17 protein-coding genes are annotated in these 15745 nt (G+C 66.4%); 11 read left to right on the forward strand and 6 right to left on the reverse strand.

Features of this window, described 5'->3' with window-relative positions; genetic code table 11:
* The first annotated feature begins 12 nt into the window (after positions 1–12).
* From FLL57_RS01365 to FLL57_RS01380, 4 genes are all read left to right on the forward strand, one after another.
* Positions 13–666: a DsbA family protein gene (locus FLL57_RS01365; RefSeq protein WP_142881932.1), complete on the forward strand. Its 654-nt coding sequence runs from the start codon at positions 13–15 to the stop codon at positions 664–666.
* Between the two features lie 155 nt (positions 667–821).
* A complete protein-coding gene (locus FLL57_RS01370) occupies positions 822–1133 on the forward strand; it encodes a hypothetical protein (RefSeq protein ID WP_142881933.1) in 312 nt (103 codons plus the stop codon).
* A gap of 4 nt (positions 1134–1137) precedes the next feature.
* A complete protein-coding gene (locus tag FLL57_RS01375; RefSeq protein WP_142881934.1) occupies positions 1138–2403 on the forward strand; it encodes a ferric reductase-like transmembrane domain-containing protein in 1266 nt (421 codons plus the stop codon).
* A complete protein-coding gene (locus FLL57_RS01380) occupies positions 2400–2762 on the forward strand; it encodes a cytochrome b5 domain-containing protein (protein ID WP_013500966.1) in 363 nt (120 codons plus the stop codon). Before FLL57_RS01375 ends, FLL57_RS01380 begins: the two co-directional genes overlap by 4 nt.
* 101 nt (positions 2763–2863) lie before the next feature.
* On the opposite strand, the gene FLL57_RS01385 is transcribed toward FLL57_RS01380, so the two are convergent.
* On the reverse strand, positions 2864–3994 hold the full coding sequence (locus tag FLL57_RS01385) for a site-specific DNA-methyltransferase (protein WP_013500967.1): 1131 nt from the start codon (positions 3992–3994) through the stop codon (positions 2864–2866).
* A gap of 373 nt (positions 3995–4367) precedes the next feature.
* Between FLL57_RS01385 and ypfJ the strand changes: the two genes are divergently transcribed.
* The 4 genes from ypfJ to FLL57_RS01405 all read left to right on the forward strand — a co-directional run bounded on the left by ypfJ (position 4368) and on the right by FLL57_RS01405 (position 7654).
* Positions 4368–5288: a KPN_02809 family neutral zinc metallopeptidase gene (gene ypfJ, locus FLL57_RS01390; RefSeq protein ID WP_142881935.1), complete on the forward strand. Its 921-nt coding sequence runs from the start codon at positions 4368–4370 to the stop codon at positions 5286–5288.
* Positions 5289–5425: 137 nt separating this feature from the next.
* The gene (moaB, locus tag FLL57_RS01395; RefSeq protein WP_047309718.1) at positions 5426–5974 is read left to right on the forward strand and encodes a molybdenum cofactor biosynthesis protein B; all 549 of its coding nucleotides are present in this window, start codon (positions 5426–5428) and stop codon (positions 5972–5974) included.
* A gap of 112 nt (positions 5975–6086) precedes the next feature.
* Positions 6087–6905 carry a CoA transferase subunit A gene (locus FLL57_RS01400; protein WP_013500970.1) on the forward strand — a complete coding sequence of 273 codons (819 nt, stop codon included), beginning with the start codon at positions 6087–6089 and terminating at the stop codon, positions 6903–6905.
* Positions 6902–7654 carry a CoA-transferase gene (locus FLL57_RS01405; RefSeq protein WP_142881936.1) on the forward strand — a complete coding sequence of 251 codons (753 nt, stop codon included), beginning with the start codon at positions 6902–6904 and terminating at the stop codon, positions 7652–7654. Before FLL57_RS01400 ends, FLL57_RS01405 begins: the two co-directional genes overlap by 4 nt.
* A gap of 49 nt (positions 7655–7703) precedes the next feature.
* On the opposite strand, the gene FLL57_RS01410 is transcribed toward FLL57_RS01405, so the two are convergent.
* The 5 genes from FLL57_RS01410 to FLL57_RS01425 form a co-directional block, all read right to left on the reverse strand.
* Positions 7704–9053 carry an APC family permease gene (locus tag FLL57_RS01410; RefSeq protein ID WP_142881937.1) on the reverse strand — a complete coding sequence of 450 codons (1350 nt, stop codon included), beginning with the start codon at positions 9051–9053 and terminating at the stop codon, positions 7704–7706.
* 53 nt (positions 9054–9106) lie between these two features.
* Entirely contained in the window at positions 9107–9883 is a 777-nt protein-coding gene (locus FLL57_RS01415) for an SAM-dependent methyltransferase (RefSeq protein WP_013500973.1), read from the reverse strand.
* 112 nt (positions 9884–9995) lie between these two features.
* Positions 9996–10148 (reverse strand): hypothetical protein, encoded by a 153-nt coding sequence (locus FLL57_RS23230; protein WP_185966175.1) that lies wholly within the window; start codon positions 10146–10148, stop codon positions 9996–9998.
* Entirely contained in the window at positions 10148–11089 is a 942-nt protein-coding gene (locus FLL57_RS01420; protein WP_013500975.1) for a bifunctional helix-turn-helix transcriptional regulator/GNAT family N-acetyltransferase, read from the reverse strand. Before FLL57_RS01420 ends, FLL57_RS23230 begins: the two co-directional genes overlap by 1 nt.
* A 164-nt stretch (positions 11090–11253) precedes the next feature.
* Entirely contained in the window at positions 11254–11820 is a 567-nt protein-coding gene (locus FLL57_RS01425; protein WP_142881938.1) for a glycosyltransferase, read from the reverse strand.
* Between the two features lie 181 nt (positions 11821–12001).
* Here FLL57_RS01425 and FLL57_RS01430 point away from each other — a divergent pair, with 181 nt between their 5' ends.
* From FLL57_RS01430 to FLL57_RS01440, 3 genes are all read left to right on the forward strand, one after another.
* Positions 12002–13162 (forward strand): PA0069 family radical SAM protein, encoded by a 1161-nt coding sequence (locus FLL57_RS01430; RefSeq protein ID WP_142881939.1) that lies wholly within the window; start codon positions 12002–12004, stop codon positions 13160–13162.
* Between the two features lie 94 nt (positions 13163–13256).
* Positions 13257–14141 carry a ribonuclease HII gene (locus tag FLL57_RS01435; protein WP_142881940.1) on the forward strand — a complete coding sequence of 295 codons (885 nt, stop codon included), beginning with the start codon at positions 13257–13259 and terminating at the stop codon, positions 14139–14141.
* Positions 14142–14211: 70 nt separating this feature from the next.
* On the forward strand, positions 14212–15720 hold the full coding sequence (locus FLL57_RS01440) for a glycosyltransferase family 39 protein (RefSeq protein ID WP_142881941.1): 1509 nt from the start codon (positions 14212–14214) through the stop codon (positions 15718–15720).
* The last annotated feature ends 25 nt before the right edge of the window (positions 15721–15745 follow it).

Consider the following 15745-nt stretch of genomic DNA (forward strand, 5'->3'; position numbering starts at 1 on the left):
GGATTGGAACCGATGATGATCACGCGACGGTCGGCCCTGACGGCGACGCTGGCGCTCGCCCCCGGCCTGGCTGCGGCCGCAGCCTGGGGCGCGCCGGCCGTTCCCGACTCCGAGGACGTGCTGTCGACCAACGCGGTGCTGTACGATGCGGAAATTCCCGTCGCCGGCAATCCCAACGGCGACATCACCATCGTCGAATGGTCGGATTATCGCTGCTCGTACTGCAAGAAAGTGGCTCCGGACCTGATGCAGGTCGTCAATGACGACGGCCGGATCAGGCTGGTGCTGAAGGACTGGCCGATCTTCGGCGGCGTCTCGGTGGATGCCGCGAAGATGGTGCTCGCCGCCAAGTACCAGGGCAAGTTTCTGGAGGCGCACCAGGCACTGATCGGCGCGCCATCCAAGCTCACCGACGCGACGCTGAAGGCATCGCTCGAGGGCGGCGGCGTTGATGTCGGTCGCGCGACCCGGGATCTCGACGCCAACCGCGCCGCGATCGAGGCGATCCTGAAGCGCAACGACGCCCAGGCCAAGGCGTTCGGATTCCAGGGAACTCCGTCGTTCATCATCGGTCGCTTCCGGGTTCCCGGCGTGCTGGACGTCGCGCTGTTCAAGCAGGCGATCAAGGACGCCCGCGAGGCGGCGAAGAAGACCGACAAGAAGTAACAGCTTCGCACACTGACCTGTCCTCGTCATTGCGAGCGCAATGACGGAGGGAGGGAGGGCGCCCGCCAATCTCCCCCTCTGCTTGACGTGAATCATCTTCACAACCGTCGCGGTCGCGCTAAGCTGCGGCATCGCAGCGCAGCGGGATGACGATCATGCTCTGCATCCGCTCGGCGGCCCATGCCGCCGTGATGATCAGTCTGTCCGGATTAGTGCTGAGCGCAGCCCCAGCGGGTGCCGCGCCGTGGCGTGCCGACGAAGGCAACACCCGTGGCTGGATGCTGATGTCGCCGCAGGAGCGGATCGCGCATCAGGCCCGGGTCCGCGGGTTTACCGACTACGCCGCCTGCGAGGCTTATCGTGCCGGCCACCACGCTCTGATGGTGCAACGGGCGCGCGAGCGTGGTCTCGACTTACCAGGAGGCGGTCGCGACTTCTGTGATCATCTCAAATCTCGGGCGGATTGAGCCCGTGTCGACCGCCGGTTCAGCATCGCGGCGCTGGTCGATTCCGCTGCTGACCTTGGCGGTGCCTGTTGGGTTCGCGGTCTGGGCCTTTCCCGAAGGCCTCGCGCCGCTCCGCGTCGCCGGAATCGTCACCGGCTGGCTCGGCTGTGGATTGCTGCTGGTCAGCCTGCTGCTGATGCTGCGCGAGCCGCGGCTCGCCGCCTGGCTCGGCGGGCTGGAGCGGATGTATCGCTGGCACCACGTGACCGGCGTCGCCGCCTACGTGCTGCTGTTGCTGCATCCGCTGGCGCTTGCCGCCAACAACTGGTCGTCGTCGCCGAAGGTCGCCTGGCAGACGCTGTCGCCGTCGACCGAGAGCTGGCAGGTGTGGTCCGGCTGGCTCGGGCTGCTTCTGTTGATGGTGGGGCTCGCCACCACCTTCGTCCGGCATATCCGCTACGGCACCTGGCGCTGGCTGCATGCGTTGCTCGGCCTCGGCGTGCTGATCGGGTTGGTGCATCTGATCCTGCTCGGCATTGACGAACCGGTTGTGCCGATCCTCGCGGTCGCCGGGGCGATCCTTGGTTGGCGCCTGATCCGCGGCGATCTCGGGCTCGGGGCACGGCCGTATCTTGTGACATCGGCGCGCCCCCTTGCCGAACGCTCGGTCGAGATTGCGCTGCGGCCGCTCGGCGAACCGGCGATCGTGTTTCCGGGGCAGTTCGTGCTGGTCGAGTTCGGAGACGGCCGTCGCTACCGCGGCTGCGGTGAGTTTCATCCGTTCACTGTCAGCGCGATTCGCGCCGGGAATGAACTGCATCTTGCCATCAAGGCGCTCGGTGATTGTACCAGCAAGATGCTGGCGATCGAAGCCGGGGTGGCGGCACGGGTGATCGGTGGCTTCGGCGGCCTGATCGAACCGCGCGATGCGGGACCGCAGCTCTGGATCGCGGGCGGTATCGGCGTCACCCCGTTCATGGCGGTGTTGAATGCAGGTCCGCTGTTGCAGCCGACCCGGTTGCTGTATCTGTACCGGACCGAGGCCGACGCCGCGTTCCTGCCGGAATTGCGAGCGGCCGCAAGCGCGGAGCCGAATCTGACGCTGCACTGCGCCGCCACCGGCGACGATCTGCCCGACCTCGATAAGCTGCTCCCCGACGCCAGCCGATTGTCAGGAATCGAATGCTATCTGTGCGGACCGCCCGGTCTGGTCGCCGCACTGAAATCGGTGCTCGCCGCGCGCGGCGTCGCCGCCCGGCATGTTCACTACGAGAATTTCGAGTTCAGATGATGCGCAAGCTGTTCTACGTTTCGACCGCCGTGTTCTGGATTGCGGTCGCCGGGCTCTGGATCGGCAATCTGATGGCGCCGGCCGATCAAGCGGCGGTCGCGGCCGAGCGCGAGATCGGGGGCGCCGAACTTGCCCGGCACGCCACCCCCGACGATTGCTGGATGGCGATTCGCGGCGGCGTGTACGACCTGGCAGCTTATCTGCCGGATCATCCGTCGCGGCCGAGCATCATCGAGCCGTGGTGCGGCAAGGAAGCGACCGAGGCTTACGACACCAAGACCAAGGGCCGTAAGCACTCGCCCGAAGCAGACGCGCTGCTGCGGAAGTACCGAATCGGACGGTTCATCGGCGGAAGCTGAAGCGATTTCCAGCGAAGTTGATAGCGGTTCGCGTCAAGAGCGCGCCTCGAGACAAAACAGAGCTTCGGGTCTGATTCGATCAGAACCTCGGCTCTGATTCGTCACGCGATCATCGTGTTGCGGATCTCGGTGCGAAGCTCGTCGATCAGCCGGAGCCCCTTGCTGGTCTCCACGTGCCAGAACGTCCAGCCGTTGCAGGCTTCGGACCCCTGCGCCATGGCGCCGATCCGGTGAATCGATCCGACCTTGTCGCCGAGCATGATCGCTCCGTCGGCGCGCACCAGCGCGCCGTGCCGCTTCTTCGAATCGACGAGGCGCGCGCCGGGCGAAATCATGCCACGCTCGATCAGTTCGGAGAACGCCACCCGTGGCGCATCGCGTGCGGTGAGGAACGGCTTCAGAGTATCGTCGGGCAGCGGTTCGATCGCGTCGATTCGCGCCCGTGCCGCCTCGGCGTAGGTCCGGTCGCGTTCGAAGCCGATGTAGTTGCGGCGCAAACGCTTGGCGACGGCCCCCGTCGTGCCGGTGCCGTTGAACGGATCGACCACCAGATCGCCGGGCCGCGACGAACTCAGCAGCACGCGCGCCAGAAGCTGTTCGGGCTTCTGCGTCGGGTGCACCTTCTTGCCGTCCTTGCCCTTCAGCCGCTCTTCGCCGGTGCACAGCGGAATCAGCCAGTCCGAGCGGGCCTGAACGTCCTCGTTGGCGGCCTTCAGCGCATCGTAGTTGAAGGTGTAGCCTTTGGCGTTCTCGTCGCGCGCCGCCCAGATCATGGTCTCGTGCGCATTGGTGAAACGACGGCCACGGAAATTGGGCATCGGATTGGACTTGCGCCAGACGATATCGTTGAGCAGCCAGAACCCGAGGTCCTGCATGATCGCGCCGACGCGGAAGATGTTGTGGTAGGAGCCGATCACCCACAGCGTCGCCGACGGCTTCATGATCCGGCGCGCGGCGAGCAGCCAAGCGCGGGTGAAATTGTCGTAGGCGGCGAACGACGCGAATTTGTCCCAATCGTCGTCGACGGCGTCGACTTCCGATTCGTCGGGACGCTTCAGCGCACCTTTGAGCTGCAGATTGTACGGCGGATCGGCGAACACCAGATCGACCGACTTTGCCGGGAGCTTCTCCATCTCGGCGATGCAGTCGCCGACGATGATCTGGCTCTCGGGCTCGTATTCAAATTGAGTGCGGGGCGCCCTTGCAGACGCCCCGCTACGCGACACAACCATGACTCAACTAACCTGACTCATGTGACGCCGTCGGAGACGCGGGACTAAACAACCGACTGGCGATACATTGGCGCGGCAAAGTAAAAATCGACTTAATTGGATTGCAATTTGGTGACCACGGAACGAACGATCCGAGGAACAGTTCTCTCTGCCGGCATATCGAACGGAGGGATCTCGCCACGATCGCCTCAGTGGCGTTGACGCAAGTCCGGCGCCGCGCGGATGGGGTGATGAGCGCCTCGGCGGCGTCAGGGCTATGCACTAGGCAATATTTACCGAGCGGGTTAATGCTAATTGTCGCCGATTTTTCCCGATCGGCTACAGACGAGGACCGGCCCCGAATCGCCGGTGCGGCCAAACCGAGGACAGGCTGATGCGTTTCGATGATTTCCGTCGCAGCGACAATATCGATGACCGCCGGGACCAGGACGGTGGCGGTGGGGGCGGCGGCGGATTCGGTTTTCCAATGGGCGGCGGCGGGCTTGGCATTGGCACCATCGTGGTGCTCGGAATCGTCGGCTGGGCGCTCGGCATCGACCCGCGGCTGCTGATCGGCGGCGCCGAGATGTTGTCACAGTCGACGCAGCAGCACCAGACCGACAGCCGCGCCGGCAAGCAGGGCGCGCCGACCGACGAAATGGGCAGCATGATTTCCGGCGTGCTCGGCGAGATCGACGACCGCTGGACCGAAATCTTCAAGGCGAGCGGCCAGAAGTATGTGGGGCCGAAGATCGTGCTGTTCCGCGGCCGCACCAACGGCGGGCGCTGCGGCATGGCGCAGGCGGCGATGGGGCCGTTCTATTGTCCGCCCGACCGGCAGATCTATATCGACACCTCGTTCTTCAAACAGGTCGAAACCCGCTTCCGCGGCTGCTCCGGCTCGGCCTGCCAGTTCACTGCGGCCTACATCATCGCCCACGAGGTCGGTCATCACGTCCAGAACGAGCTCGGCATCCTCGACAAGGTCAATCAGAAGCAGAGGCAGTACGGTCAAGGACCGCGGTCCAACGCCCTGCAGGTGCAGGTCGAGTTGCAGGCCGACTGCCTGTCGGGCGTCTGGGTCAATCGCGAAAAGAAGAAGCGGCCGAACTTCCTGGAAGACGGTGACATCGACGCGGCTCTGACCACGGCGGCTGCGATCGGCGACGACACCCTGCAGCGCCGCGCCGGCCGGGAGGTCGTGCCGGACTCCTTCACCCACGGCTCCGCCGAGCAGCGCAAACGCTGGTTCATGACCGGGTATCAGCAAGGTACGATCCAGGCCTGCAACACCTTCGCGGCGGAGCGGCTGTAAGGCTCGGGCGCACGATGACTATCCGAATTCGTCATGCCCGGCCTTGCGCCGGGAATCCACGTCTCGCGATGTGATCAAGACGTAGATGGCCGGGACCAGCCCGGCCATGACGCAGGTATCGATTCGATAGGGCGGTCATGGCGAGCAAAGAGCAACCAAAGCAATTCATCCCGCTCAACATCGCGGTGCTCACCGTGTCGGACACGCGGTCGCTCGACGATGATAAGTCGGGGGCGACGCTGGTCGAGCGGCTGAACGGGGCCGGGCACAGGCTGGCGGCGCGTGAGATCGTCACCGACGATGTCGAGAAGATCCGCGCCATCGTCCGGCGCTGGATCGCCGACGATGGCGTCGACGTGATCATCTCCACCGGCGGCACCGGCTTCACCGGCCGCGACGTCACGCCGGAAGCGATCGAGCCGCTGTTCGAAAAGCGGATGGACGGGTTTTCGATCGCCTTTCACATGCTGAGCTGGGCCAAGATCGGCACCTCGACGATCCAGTCGCGCGCCACTGCCGGCGTCGCGGGCGCCACCTACATCTTCTGCCTGCCGGGCTCGCCCGGCGCCTGCCGTGATGGCTGGGACGGCATCCTCGCCGCGCAGCTCGACTATCGCACGCGGCCCTGCAATTTCGTCGAGATCATGCCGCGTCTCGACGAGCACTTGCGCCGCGGCACGAGCTGACCCTTGCTCATGACCGTCTGCGCGCCTGCACCTTGACAGCAGCGCCGCACCACGGAACCATCGACGCCAATCACAACGCGCAACAATCGCGCAGCGACGATGGGAGAATGCTTTGGGACAGATCGTATCGATCGAGGCGCTCGCCGCGCAAATCCGCGACGGCATGACGGTCGCGCTGCCGTCCGACAATGGCGGCGTCGCGATGGCCGCGACCGCCGCGATCATCGCCAATCGTCCGCGCAACCTGCACCTCGTCTGTGTGCCGATCAGCGGCATCCAGGCCGATATGCTGATCGGTGAGGGCCTGGTCGGCACCGTGGAAACCAGTGCGATCACGCTCGGCGAAGCCGGCGGCGCGCCGCGGTTTGCCGACGGCATTCGCCGCAGCGCGTTCGCGATGAAAGACGCGACCTGCCCGGCGATTCTCGCCGGTCTCGTCGCCGGGCAGAAGGGCGTGCCGTTCATGCCGATCCGGGGCATCATCGGCAGCGACGTGCTGAAGATGCGCAGCGATTGGAAAGTGATCGATAATCCGTTCACGCCCGACGATCCGATCGTGGTGGTGCCGGCGATTCGCCCGGACGTCGCGATCTTCCACGCGCCGGAAGCCGATCGCTTCGGCAACGTACGGATCGGCCGGCAGGCCGAGCTGGCTGCGATGGCCTATGCGGCGAAGACCACCTTGGTCACGGTCGAGCGTATCATCGACACTTCGCTGCTGGCCGACGAGCGCAGTGCTGCCGGCGTGTTGCCGGCGCTGTATGTCGGCGCTGTCGCCGAAGCCCGGAACGGCGCATGGCCGCTCGGGCTCGCCGGCGAATACACCACCGACACGGCCGAAGTCGCGCGCTACGCCAAGATGGCGCGTTCGGCGGACGGCTTTGCGGCCTACATGAAGGGCTTCGCTCAGAAGTTCGAGGCGGTGGCATGAGCACGGCGCCCGCGACCTCCCGCGAAATCCTGATCGCAACCATCGCCGATCTGCTCGACGGCGTCCGCACCGTCGCGGTCGGCGCCTCGTCGCCGATCCCCGCCGCCGGCGCCATGCTGCTGCGCGCCCGCAACGAGCGCCGCGGCCGCGATCCGGTGCGGGTGATCGTGCTCGGCTCGCGGCAGCACAACTTCTTCACCAACGGCTCGTTCGAGCTGTTCGATGCGACCGCGCAGGGCCGGATCGACGCGTTCTTTCTCGGCGGCGGCCAGATCGACGGGCAGGCCAACATCAATCTGGTCGGCACCGGCGATTATCCGGCGAGCAGCGTGCGCTGGCCGGGCTCGTTCGGCTCGGCATTCATGTACTATCTGGTGCCGCGGGTGATCCTGTTTCGCGAGGAGCATTCGCCGCGGGTTCTGGTCGACAAGGTCGATTTCGTCAGCGCGCCGGGCGTCAGCGAGCGGATCTACCGCAAGGGGGGACCGCACGCGCTGCTGACCGGACTGGCGCTGTTCGACTTCGACAAGGCGCGCAAACGGTTCTTCTTGCGCAGCGCGCACCGGGGCAGCTCGGCGGAGGATATCCGCGCAGCCACCGGGTTCGATTACGACGCGCCCACGCAGGTGCCGGTCACGCCGGAGCCCGACGCGGAGACGCTGGCACTGCTGCGCGGCCGCGTGACCGACGAGCTTGCAGAGTGCTATCCGCAGTTCGCCGAAACGCTGGTGGCGGATCGGGCCGCGTAGGCGGCTCCCACCTGCAACACGCCGATCAACACGGCGATGGTCCGCAGCGCTATTCCGCCGGGACCATCGCGCCGTTGCGCTGGGCGAGCGCGATCAGCGGTACGCCGGCGAGGAGCACGCCGATCCCGACCAGCGCCCCGAGCCCGGTGTGCATCAGGCTGGCGTAGAGCAGGTAGGCACTGGCGGCGCAGAACAATCCCGGGACTGCGGGGTATAGCGGCCAAGTCAGCAGAGGCCGCTGCGGATCGCGCCGCCGCAGCACGAAATACGACACGCCGATCAGCAGCATGAACAGCCAGAATGCCGGGGCGGTGTATTCCACAATGGCCTGAAATCCGTCGCGCTGCATCGCGCCGAACGCGACCAGCAACAGTGCGACCGCGCTCTGGATCAGGATGGCGCGGCGTGGATGATTGCCGTCGTGGTCCCAGGCGCCGAGCTTGCGCAGCGCCGGCAGATCAGCGCCGATCGCAAAATACACCCTGGCGCCGGTGAAGATCGATGCATTGAGCGTCGACAGCGCGGCGATGCACACCGCGATGCTGAGCAACAGAGCGCCGGTGTCGCCGGCCGCCAGTCGCATCACGTCGGCCGCGACCGCATCGGATGCTCGGATCGCGTCGAGTCCGAGCACGCTCAGATAAGCGAGATTGGTCAACAGGTAGATTGAGGTGATCGCGAGGGTTCCGAGCAACAGCAGCCGCAGCATGTTGCGGCGACCGTCATGCAGGTCCGCCGAGATGTAGGCGGCTTCGTTCCAGCCGCCGTAAGTCAGCAGCACGAACACCATCGCCAGCCCTGCTGCGCCGAGGCCATCGCTGCTCATGGCCGGCGGCGCGGCGGGCGGCAGTTGCACGGGTACCATGACCGCCGCTGCGATCACGATCAGCACAATCACCGCCAGCGTCAGCCCGCTGAGCAGGTTCTGCGCGATCTTGCCATAGACGGTACCGCGCAAGTTGACCGCGGTGGTGGCTACCAGCACCGCGGCGGCGTAGATCGCGATCCCATACGGTCCGAGCGGCAGCACCGCCTGGGCGTAGTCGGCGAACACGAAAGCCACCGCAGCGATTGCGCCGGTCTGAACCACGGAGATCCGTGCCCACGCGAACAGTAGCGCGACGTTGCGGCCGAGGCCGCGGTCGAGAAATGTGTATTCACCCCCGGCGCTTGGATGCCGCATCGCCAGTTCAGCATAGACCAGGGCGCCGGCGAGCGTGATCAGACCGCCCAGCAGCCACAGTCCGATGAACATCGCCTCGCTGCCGACATTGGCGGCGACCAGCGAGGGTGTCTTGAAGATGCCGATGCCGACAACCACCCCGACTACCATAGCGATGCCGTCGAGCAGGGACAGGCTCGGCCGTGGTGCGGCGGTCGGGCGGGTCGGGCCGGTCATGACAAAGCTCCTCGCTCAGTCGCCAAGGGCACGCGCGGGATGCTGCGGACGGATCAAATCCGCGCCGCACGCCAGTCGCCCTTGCCGGACGGCACAATGTTGTCGCCTTCGACCTTGCCCTGATAGTCACGTCCGCCGAGCCGGAAGCTCAGATCCGCGCCTTTGAGCTTGATCTGCTCGATCCGGGTCTGACGGCCGTCGACCGTCGCGGATCCTGCGACCTCCTGATAGTTCTGGGTCAGTGTCAGCCTCACCTCGGCCTCGGAGCCGTTCTGCAGTCGCCACTCGCCCTGCACCCGCGCCGGCACGATCCAGAAGTACACGTCACGACCTTCGACCTGCTCGTGGTGTTCCGGCTTCCAGTCGCCCATGCTGAAAGCGTGCGACACAACCCGGGTGCCGGGCCGCAATTCGTTGAGCAGGCGGGGCCGCAGCTTGGCGTTCAGCGTCTCCAGCAGATACAGCGTGACGATGTCTGCTTTGCCGATTTCTGTTTCGAACAGGTCGGCCCGGATGAACTGAACCTTGCCGGTCATGCCGGCCTGCTCTGCCTTGGCCTGTGCTTCGGAGATCCGCACCGGATCGATGTCGACGCCGTGACCGTTGATGCCGTAGCGCTTTGCGGCGGTAATCGGGATCCGGCCGTCGCCGGAGCCGAGGTCGATCAGGTAGTCGCCGGGCTTCGGCTTCACCAGCTCCAGCATCCGATTCACAACATTGTTCGGCGTCGGCACGTAATGCACATCGGGAGATCGGGCGGCTGCGGGGGCGGCGATGACGCCGAAAGTGATCACGGAAGCGGCAAGGCAGCGGATCAGTGCGTGTCGCATGAGGACGGTCTCCTGCTCGTCAGCCCGCGACGCAAACACCAACCCGCGCGACGCGATCCAACGCGGCGGCGCGACTGTTTGTCTCGCCGCGATGCGACGGAGGCCGCGCGCTTCAGCGTCGCCGGACGACCGCGTAATGCAGCCAGCGCAGCAACGCGCGCAAGGCGGCTGCGACCGCGGCGCGTCGCAGCGCCTTCCCTCGATTGGTGTGGAAGGCGATCAGCTCGGCGGTGACGCGCGGCGGTGCGGAACGCCGCGGCGACATTACAGGCTCAGCTCCCAGGTCTCGCCGATCAGGTCCTGGCCGAAGCTGCGATGCGGCTCCGCTCCGACGCGCTGGAAGCCCGCGTCCTGATAGATGCCGCGCGCCGCGGTCAGGATGCTCTGCGTCCACAGCGTGACCTTGCGATAGCCGCAGTGCCGCGCGAAGCCGACCGCCTCGTCGATCAGCTTGCGTCCGAGCCGATGGCCGCGCGCCTGCGGTGTCACCAGCAGCAGGCGCAGCTTGGCGACATCGTCGCTGTCCCGCACCAGAAACAGCGAGCCGGCCTGGGCACCGTCATATTCGGCGATCCAGCAGCGTTCGCGTCCAGGATCGTGCGACGCCAGGAACTGTCCGGCGATCTCCGCCACCAGGGCTTCGAACGAGGCGTCGAAGCCGTATTCGGCCGCGTAGAACGCGCCGTGGCTCTGCACCACCCAGCCGATATCACCGGGGCGCGGACTGCGCAGGATCGGCGGCGGTGCGGTGCCGGTTTCGAGCAATCCCAGGATCGTCGACATCGCTGCGGTCAGCCGTGTCCGCCCGGCGGGCGGCAAATCCGCCAGCATCGCGGTGACTTCGTTCTGCGAGCTGCGTTCGAGCTTGGCGTAAGCGGCGCGGCCCTTGGCGGTCAACGTCAGCAGGTGCTGCCGCCGGTCGGCCGGCGAGGGGGATCGCTTCAACAGGCCGTCGTCGGCAAAGCCCTGAATGATCCGGCTCAGATAGCCGGGGTCGAGCTTCAATTCGGTGCCGATCTGTTTGGCGGTCGGCGCTTCGCGATGCGCCAGCTCGTACAGAATCCGCGCTTCCGTCAGCGAAAACGGGCTGTCCATCAGCCGTTGCTCGAGTACGCCCAGACGCGCGGTGTAGAACCGGTTGAATGCCCGCACCAGCGCAACGTCGTCGCCCTGGTTCGGGGGCGGCTGCACGATACCCTTCTCCATTGGTCTTCATCTCCGCTCGGAAGCCCTGCGAACGATCCTCGGCGGACCTTGCCAGGGCGCTCGGGAGCCCATCACAGCCAAAACAGTTGCTCTCGTCAATAAATTATTTGCCTATAGCAACTATTATGGCGCGGCGGCGGCACGGCAGCGGTAGCGAACAGAGGTCAGGCGGCGAGGATGACGCGGCTGCGCAGCAGGGTGCGGGACGATCGGCCGAGGTCGCGCGGCAGCATCGCTTCTGCGCCGCGGACGACGTGGCCGCCGAGGCGGTCGTAATGATCGCGCGCGATCACCAGCCCCTGGTCTGCGCCGGAGCCGGTGAGGCTCTGCAACAGTGCTGTCAGGCTTTCGCGCCAGCCGCTCGGCGCATAGGGCGACCGCGCATAGCGGAAGATGCCGGCGCGCGGATGGCCGCTGGCCATCACGCCCTCGATGAACTGTGTCGTCTCTTCGATCCAGCCGGGATCGAGCACCGCGCCGGCATGCAGGAACATCAGCCAGGGCGAACGCGCGTTCCTTGCGCCGGCGGCGAGCGCTTCGGCGCGATTGCCTTCGAAAGCGAGATAATTGCAGCCGGCCACATCGGCGACGCGCACGATGGTGTCGCTGCCGCCACGATCGACCAGGGTGACGTCGCTGACGACGCCGGCAGCAGCGCCCGGCACCAGCGACGCCAACGTGGCGACGGCGGTCCGCTCGACGCCTTCGGTGGAAATGATCACGCTCAACATGTCCGGCGGGTGACCCTACGACGACAAATGCGCGCCACGCTTAGCACCTCACTGCCGCAAAATCAGCCGTGAATCGCACAATGCCCATCATCGGGGCAACGTCGTGCGCGACACTTCAAGCCGGTGGTGGGTATCGGGTATTTGTTCTTGATTTGTTCTGACGACTCGCTATCTTGGACGCATGAGCAGAGCATCCAATGCCCTCAAGCGCCCGCCGGTCACGGTGCCCTCCGAGCCGGTGGGCGCGCCTTCCCCTTTCCCCGCCATCGAGGGGGCGGTCGATCAGCAGCGGCGCCGCGGTCGCGGTGCGCAGTCCAACGCCAGCGGCCGCTACGAGGCCGAGGCGCGAACCGCCTTCGACGACGGTTGGGAGAGCCTTGAGGATCTGCCGCCGTTCAAGACCACGGTCGCTCTGGATACCGCTCGCAAGGTCATCACCCGCAACGATTCGCCGGATATCGGGTTCGATCGCTCGATCAACCCGTATCGTGGCTGCGAGCATGGCTGCGTGTACTGCTTCGCGCGGCCGACCCACGCCTATCTCGGCCTGTCGCCGGGGCTGGATTTCGAGTCGCGGCTGTTCGCCAAGCCGGACGCGCCGGCGCTGCTCGAGAAGGAACTGGCGACGGCCGACTACGAGCCGAAGACGATCGCGATCGGCACCAACACCGACCCTTACCAGCCGATCGAGCGGGACCAGAAGATCATGCGCGGCATCCTCGAGGTGCTGGAGAAGACCGGGCACCCGGTCGGCATCGTCACCAAGTCGGCGCTGGTGGTGCGTGATATCGACATCCTGGCGCGGATGGCCAAGCGTCAGCTCGCCAAGGTGGCGCTGTCGGTCACCTCGCTCGATCCGAAGCTGGCGCGCAGCATGGAGCCGCGCGCCTCGACGCCGGCCAAACGGCTTGAAGCCCTGAAGCTGCTCGCTGACGCCGGCATCCCGACCACCGTGATGGTGGCGCCGGTGATCCCCGCACTCAACGACATGGAGATCGAACGCATCCTCGACGCCGCCGCTCATGCCGGAGTCAAGGAAGCGAGCTACGTGCTGCTGCGGCTGCCGCTGGAGGTGCGCGACCTGTTCCGCGAATGGCTGATGGCGAACTATCCGGACCGCTATCGTCACGTCTTCACCCTGATCCGCGACATGCGTGGCGGCCGCGACTACGACTCGCAATGGGGCACCCGGATGAAGGGCACCGGCCCGATCGCCTGGATGATCGGGCGGAGGTTCGAGACCGCCTGTGCCAGGCTCGGGCTGAACAAGCGCCGATCCAAGCTGACGACCGATCATTTCGAGAGGCCGGAAAGAGCCGGGCAGCAGCTCAGTTTGTTCTGAGGGAGCAGGGCCGCAGTTCCCGCGGGGTGCGAATAGCGGGCACGATCCGGAATTTACGGTTGCGCCGGCTGAGCCTCGCCCGCAGCATCGGGGCATGATTCGGGATACCAAACAGCCGATCAAGGTTCCGGCGAAGCCCGCGAGCCGATCGGGCGGCAAGGCCAAGGCCGTCAAGCCGACAGGCGGGAACGCGGCGAGCGCGAAAGCCTCGACTTCCAAGGCCGCCGTCTCCAAGATTGGTGAAAAGGCCGTGGCCGTCAAACCCGCATCCGCCAAGGGACTGAAGGGCGTGATCGCTGTCGCGCCGCCGAGCTTCCGGCGCGAGCGGGCGCTGATCAAGCGCGGTATCTGGCCGGTCGCCGGCTGCGACGAGGCCGGGCGCGGGCCGTTGGCCGGTCCGGTGGTGGCGGCCGCCGTGGTGCTCGACCCCAAGCGCGTTCCCAAGGGGCTCGACGATTCCAAGCGGCTGTCGGCTGAAAAGCGCGAGGCGCTGTTCGAGGAAATCTGCGCCACCGCGCAGGTGGCGGTGGTCTATGCGTCGCCCGAGCGGATCAATCGCGACAACATCCTGCGCGCCTCGCTGTGGGCGTTGACCCGCGCCGTGCACGCACTGCCGGAATTGCCCAAGCAGGTGTTCGTCGACGGTCGGGACCGGTTGGCCACGAGATGCGACTGTGAAGCGGTGATCGGTGGCGACGGCCTGATCGCCTCGATCGCCGCAGCCTCGATCATCGCCAAGGTGTCGCGCGACCGACTGATGTGCCGACTCGCCGAGCAGTGCCCCGGTTATGGCTTCGAGCAGCACAAGGGCTATGGCGTGCCCGATCACCTCGATGCGCTGGCCCGGCTCGGTCCGACGGTGCATCACCGCCGCGCCTTCGCCCCTGTAGCGGCGGCCTGGCGGAAGATCGAAGGCGAGGCTCTGCCGCCGATCGAAGATCTGTTCGGCCCCGCTTCCGCCGTCGAAGCCGCGGTGTGAGCGCGGTCGCGCGGTTGCTTGTGCGGCCGCCGGGCTCTATCACGGTCGGACCGAGTTTCGCTGGCCTCACATGCGCTTCGCCTCCCTGATCGTCGAACTGATCCGCGCTCGGCCGCTGCTGCTGTTCTGGCTGGTGGTGGGCGCTCAGTCGTTGCTGTGGGTGCTGGTGCCGACGCTGTTCTACGCCAGCCCGCCGGCTGACGTCGCCATCGTGCTGGCTTACGGCCGTGAATATCAGGTCGGCACGGATCTCGGTCCCCCGCTTGCGTTCTGGCTCGCCGACCTCGCCTATCGGGCCGCCGGGGGTCACATCGTCGGCGTTTATGTGCTGGCGCAACTCTGCTTCATCGTCACCTTCTATGCGCTGTTCCAGCTCGCGCGCTGTGTGGTCGGAGCGCAGTATGCGGTCATCGCGGTGCTGTTGACCTCCACCGTCACCGCCTTCGCAAGCTCCGGGGTGGAGTTCGGCCCGCTGATCCTGGCCCGGCCGCTGTGGGCGCTGGTGCTATGGCACGGCTGGCAGGTGTTCGGACAGCACCGCCGTGCGGCGTGGTTTGCGTTGTCGATCGAAACCGGCCTGCTGCTGCTGACCACCGTGGCGGCGCCGGCGCTGCTCGTGATGCCGCTCGCATTCGCGCTGGCCAACGAGCGCTGCCGCCGTGCTCTGATGTCGCTCGATACGGTGTTTGCAGCCCTGGTGATCGCAGTGCTGGCGTTGCCCTACGGGATCTGGCTGCTTCGCGCCAATCAGTTCGCGTTGCCGCCGCTGCCGACGACGGCTGACCTGGGCGATCGCGCGCTGATCGGCCTTAAGCTGTTCGGCGGCCTCATCGTTTCGCTGGCCGGCATCGCCTTGCTGGCAGTGCTCAATATCGGCCGGTTCGCCCCCAAGCATCACGACGCGCCGATGATAACGCGCACGCCGGTCGATCCCCTGGCGCGGTATTTTGTCTACGTGTTCGCGTTGGCGCCGCCGATCGCTGCCAGTATCGCGGCTGCGGTGTTCGGTCTCGGCCATGTCGTGGGCGGTGCCGGCGTGGTGTTGCTGCTCAGCGGGCTGGTCGTGACGACGTTGGCCGGCGATGTGCTGTATCTTCACCGGCAACGACTCTTACGTTCTGCCTGGGTGGCGCTGATTCTGGCGCCGGCGGCCGCGGTGGTCTTCACCGCTCTGGTGCAGCCATGGCTCAGTCGCACCGAGGTGCCGACCGCCCTGCCGGCGAGCGAGATCGCACGGTTCTTTGCCGACAGTTTCGAGCGTCGCACCGGCAAACCGCTACCGGCAGTCGCTGGCGATCCGCAACTCGCCGGTCTGATCGCGCTCGCGCCGTCACGACCGCATCTGTTGCTCGATGCCGCCCCGTCCCGCTCGCCGTGGATCACGTTCGCTGACTTCGAGCGCAACGGCGGGATCGTCGTGTGGCGCGCTGCCGACACCGCGGGCAGGCCGCCGGACGATATCGCCAAGCGATTCCCCGGGATCGTGCCGGAACTGCCGCGCGCGTTCGAACGAATGATCTCGGGTCGCCAGCCGCTGCTCAGGATCGGCTGGGCGATCGTGCGGTCGAAAGCGCCGTAGCCGGGCCTCCGCCCGGCGGCTCCGG

It is taken from the genome of Rhodopseudomonas palustris, from assembly GCF_007005445.1.
In the GTDB taxonomy this organism is placed as follows: domain Bacteria; phylum Pseudomonadota; class Alphaproteobacteria; order Rhizobiales; family Xanthobacteraceae; genus Rhodopseudomonas; species Rhodopseudomonas palustris_G.